Genomic DNA, 353 nt, shown 5'->3' on the forward strand with positions numbered 1-353 from the left:
GGTCGACTACCGCGCCAACAACAGTTGCCCGCAGTAATCGCAGCTACGTGACGGGAGCGCACAACATGCGTGCGCTCCCAGTGGCCATCCTTGCAAGAGATAACCGCATGACCCACACAGCAATCGAACTGGTCGGCATCAGCAAGCGCTTCGGCGCGGTGCAAGCCAACCGCGACGTGTCGATGAGCATCGCCAAAGGCAGCATCCACGGCATCATCGGCGAGAACGGGGCCGGCAAATCCACCCTGATGAGTATCCTCTACGGCTACTATCAGGCCGATGACGGTCAGATCAAACGGGAAGGCCGCGAGGTCCGCATCCGCAACAGCCATGATGCGATCGCGCTCGGCATT

At 60.6% G+C, this 353-nt stretch carries 1 protein-coding gene; it reads left to right on the forward strand.

Features of this window, described 5'->3' with window-relative positions:
• Positions 1 to 107: 107 nt before the first annotated feature.
• On the forward strand, positions 108 to 353 hold a 246-nt coding region (locus AC0LWF_RS27895), incomplete at its 3' end, for an ATP-binding cassette domain-containing protein (protein ID WP_474654706.1).

The organism is Paenibacillus sp. sgz302114 (genome assembly GCF_056120345.1).